The sequence below is a fragment of the Kribbella sp. genome (assembly GCF_035655035.1).
GTDB lineage: Bacteria > Actinomycetota > Actinomycetes > Propionibacteriales > Kribbellaceae > Kribbella.
In genome coordinates this window covers 1-3,510 of record NZ_DASRVN010000359.1, presented here as the reverse complement: position 1 = coordinate 3,510, position 3,510 = coordinate 1, and the positions used below count along the sequence as shown (strand labels likewise).

Genomic DNA, 3,510 nt, shown 5'->3' with positions numbered 1-3,510 from the left:
CACCGCACCGAACTAGACGCCCTCCGCACCGAACACCGCACCGACCGCGACCAACTCCGAGCCGACCACCAATCCCAACTAGCCGACCTAAAAAAGTCCACCGAAGACCGAGTAGCCGCCCTAACCACAGCCCAACGCGCCGCCGAACAAGCAACCGAAACCCTAAAACAACAACTACAAACCCTCACCGCCCCACCTCCTCACAACCACCCGCAGGAAGCAGCGGAGACGGGCGAGTCCTGACCCCCGACCCGCTACGGGCCAGCCGGACCCGGGCCGACCGCGAACACCCGCGACCGCTCAGGAAAGGCGGGCGGGCGGAGGAATCCTGACGCCGGACCCTCTCGGATCAGCGCCGGACGCGTCGTACCGACCCCAGGCGCCCGCGACCAGCCGGACGGAGCAGGGGAGAAGGCGTGACAACTCCGCTTGGCTCGGTTGGGGAACTTGCGGGCTCTTGGTGCTGGTGTCTGGTTGGTTAGCGGAAGGCGTGGAGGTTTCGGGTGAGCCAGTCGGTGAAGGTGTGTGGTGGGCGGCCGAGTACCTTCTCGACGTCGGGGCTTACTGCCTGCTCGGCGGGGCGTGGGGTGCCGAGGATGTCGAGGGTGGACTCGACGACTGGTTCCGGCATGAAGGTGAGCATGGTTGCGCGGGCCTGGGCGCGGGTCAGTTCGGTGAACTGGATCGCCGTACCGAGGGCGTCCTGGATCACCTGCGCCTGCTGGCGCGGGGAGATCGCAGCCGGCCCGGTCAGGGTGTAGATCGCATTGGCGTGAGCGGGATCGCGCAGAGCGGCCGCGGCGACTTCGGCGATGTCCTGAGGGTCGACGGCGGGGAGGGCTACATCCGCGAACGGCGCGGCCATTGCGCGCTGGGTGCGGATGGATTCGGCCCAACCGAACGCGTTGCTGGCGAAGTTGCCCGGGCGGAGGATCGTCCATTCGAGCCCGGAGCCGGTGACAGCGTCCTCGTGGATCGACGGGTGCCGATGGGTGCCGACGCCTTGCGATGAGAGCAGGACGACCCGCGGTACGCCGGATTCCCGCAGTACGCCGATCGCCTCCTGGAGGTTGCCTCGGGCAAGGAAGTCGGGGGAGGTGAGCAGGAAGACGGCCTTCGCGCCGTGGAGTACGGGTCGCAGGGTTTCGGGTTGGGTGAGGTCGGCCTGGTGGCCGGCGCCGCTGCGGGAGACGGGGACGACGTCCTCGCCGAGCGCGCTCAGGGTCTGGACGAGGGGACGGCCTACGTTGCCGGTTGCTCCGGTGATCACGATCATGACCATGACGCTAGTGGCCTGGGGATAGTAGGTACCTAGAGGATAGTATTGGGTTTGTGACCGAGACCACCACCGAGGCCGCTGCTGATAGCCCGACCGAGCCGGCCGCCGACCCCGTCCAGGCCTGCCCGATCGCGCCGGTCGTCGACCTGGTGTTCAGCCGCTGGACGACACCGATCCTCTGGACCCTGAACGAGTACGGCGTGCAGCGGTTCGTCGAGCTGCACCGCCGGATCGGCGCGATCACCCCGAAGGTCCTCACCCAGCGCCTCCGGCAACTGGAACGCGACGGCCTGATCACCCGCGAGTACCACGCCGAGGTCCCACCGCGCGTCGAGTACGCCATCAGCCCCCTCGGCCGCAGCCTCGCCCCACTCTTCCACTCCCTGGCCGAATGGTCCCCGAACCTCGCCAAGGTAGACGCCGCCCGCCAACACTTCGACGCCACCGAACCCGCCCACCGCCGCCCCTGAATTCGGCAGCTCGACAGGTAGTGCACCGCTGAAACGGTGTACGCGCGGGCGCGCTCACGCGTAGGTGCTCTACCTCGCCGCCCAGTACGTCCTGTCGAGCCGCTGATCGCTCTGGCTGGAACGAGCTCCCGGATGGTCGAGGACCGGAACCACTCGCCGCCGGTTGAGGTGCAGGGTGAAGAGCTGTAGGACGGCGTCGGCCAGGCGGAGGAGAGGTCCAGCGGCGCCGGTGGAGTCGGCGGATCGACAGGTGGTGCACCGGTGAAACGGTGTACGCGCGGGCGCGTTCACGCGTAGGTGCTCTACCTCGCGGCCCAGTACGTCCTGTCGGGCGGCGGGTCGTTCAGGCGGGAACTAGGTCGCGGGTGTGGTCGAGGAGGGTGAAGAAGTGGGGGAGGGCGTCGGGCAGGCGGAGGAGGCCGGCCTCGTGGTGGTGCCAGTTGTACTCGAGGTGGCCGTCGATGACGTGTTCGTCGAGCGGTACGGCGTAGCGGCTGAGGGTGATGCGGGCGGGGCCGGTTTGGGGGTGGTGGTCGCCGCAGCCGCATTCGGCGGGGATGGTGATCGTGGTGAGCGCGCTGGGGGAGTACGTGCGCAGCCGGAGCGTCGTACCGCGGGCGGTGAAGTGGGCGATGGTTGCGTCAGGCAACTGCACGAGCAGCTCGACCGGTACGGCGTGCGAACCGGGGAGCAGCCGGAGGCCACGAGACGCGAGCAGGTCGGCGAGAGCCGGGAGATTCATGCGATGTTCCTGTGAGTGCTGTGTCGGCGGGCGGGCCACGGAATCGGACAGGGCCTCGTGCGCCGGGGACGGCGCGCGTCAGCGACGACAGCAACAACACAGCATGTGCATGCGAACGATCATGGCAGGCCGACAGGTGTACCGCCAAACACCGTCCGCCATCTGGGACGACTGTCCGTGATGTGTCAGCGAGCGGCTGGACTCTCCCGTTGCCGGAGGGTTCATGATGCGGGGTATGTACGACGAACACGCCCGTGGCGGGCAGCACTGCGAGACGACCGCGCTCGGCGTACTGCTGCGCGATCAGGGAATCGACCTGTCGGAGCCGATGCTCTTCGGGCTCGGATCCGGGCTGTCGTTCGTCTACTGGGACAGCAAGAGCTTGGGGTTTCCGTTTCTTGGGGGACGGGTGAAGCCGTTCGAGCTGACGAGGAATCTGGCCGGCGTGCTGGGGCTGGAGCTGGAGGTGCGCGAGACTGCTTCGCCCAGGAAGGGGTGGGAGAACGTGGTCGCGGCGGTCTCCAGTGGACGGCCGGTGGGGCTGCAGCTCGACAGCTACTACTTGGAGTACTTCACGTCGAAGGTGCACTTCGGGGGTCACGTCGTCGCGATGCATGGGTACGACGACGAGCGTGCCTACCTGGTGGATACCGAGCAGCAGGGTGGGTCGGTGTCCACCAGCTTGAGCAGTCTCGCGGAGGGCCGCGCCGCGCGGGGGCCGATGACCGCTAGGCATCGGTCGTTCACGCTGACTGGTGGCGGTGAGCTGGCGCTGCCGGCGCGGGTCGTTCCTGCGATTGGCGCGTGCGCCGAGGCGTTCCTCAATCCGCCGATCGCCAATCTTGGTTACCGCGGCATCGAGAAGGCGGCGAAGCTCGTACCCGGCTGGCTCGATCGGACGGACGACCCGGGACGGGATCTCCCGCAGGCGGCGCTGTTGATGGAGAAGGCTGGGACCGGTGGGGCACTGTTCCGCAACCTCTACCGCGACTTCCTTGGGGAGTGTGCCGAGGTGGTTG

Annotated in this window: 4 protein-coding genes; 2 read left to right on the top strand and 2 right to left on the bottom strand. The window is 67.9% G+C overall.

The genetic code is table 11. The features are described from left to right. Positions 1-478 precede the first annotated feature (478 nt). Positions 479-1,276 carry an NAD(P)H-binding protein gene (locus VFF46_RS19955; RefSeq protein ID WP_325038671.1) on the bottom strand — a complete coding sequence of 266 codons (798 nt, stop codon included), beginning with the start codon at positions 1,274-1,276 and terminating at the stop codon, positions 479-481. A gap of 56 nt (positions 1,277-1,332) precedes the next feature. Between VFF46_RS19955 and VFF46_RS19950 the strand changes: the two genes are divergently transcribed. Next, the gene (locus VFF46_RS19950; RefSeq protein ID WP_325038670.1) at positions 1,333-1,749 is read left to right on the top strand and encodes a helix-turn-helix domain-containing protein; all 417 of its coding nucleotides are present in this window, start codon (positions 1,333-1,335) and stop codon (positions 1,747-1,749) included. A gap of 343 nt (positions 1,750-2,092) precedes the next feature. Here the strand turns inward: VFF46_RS19950 and VFF46_RS19945 are convergent, their stop codons facing one another. After that, the gene (locus VFF46_RS19945; protein WP_325038669.1) at positions 2,093-2,491 is read right to left on the bottom strand and encodes a hypothetical protein; all 399 of its coding nucleotides are present in this window, start codon (positions 2,489-2,491) and stop codon (positions 2,093-2,095) included. A gap of 235 nt (positions 2,492-2,726) precedes the next feature. On the opposite strand from VFF46_RS19945, the gene VFF46_RS19940 reads away from it, so the two are divergent. Next, on the top strand, positions 2,727-3,510 hold a 784-nt coding region (locus VFF46_RS19940), incomplete at its 3' end, for a BtrH N-terminal domain-containing protein (RefSeq protein WP_325038668.1).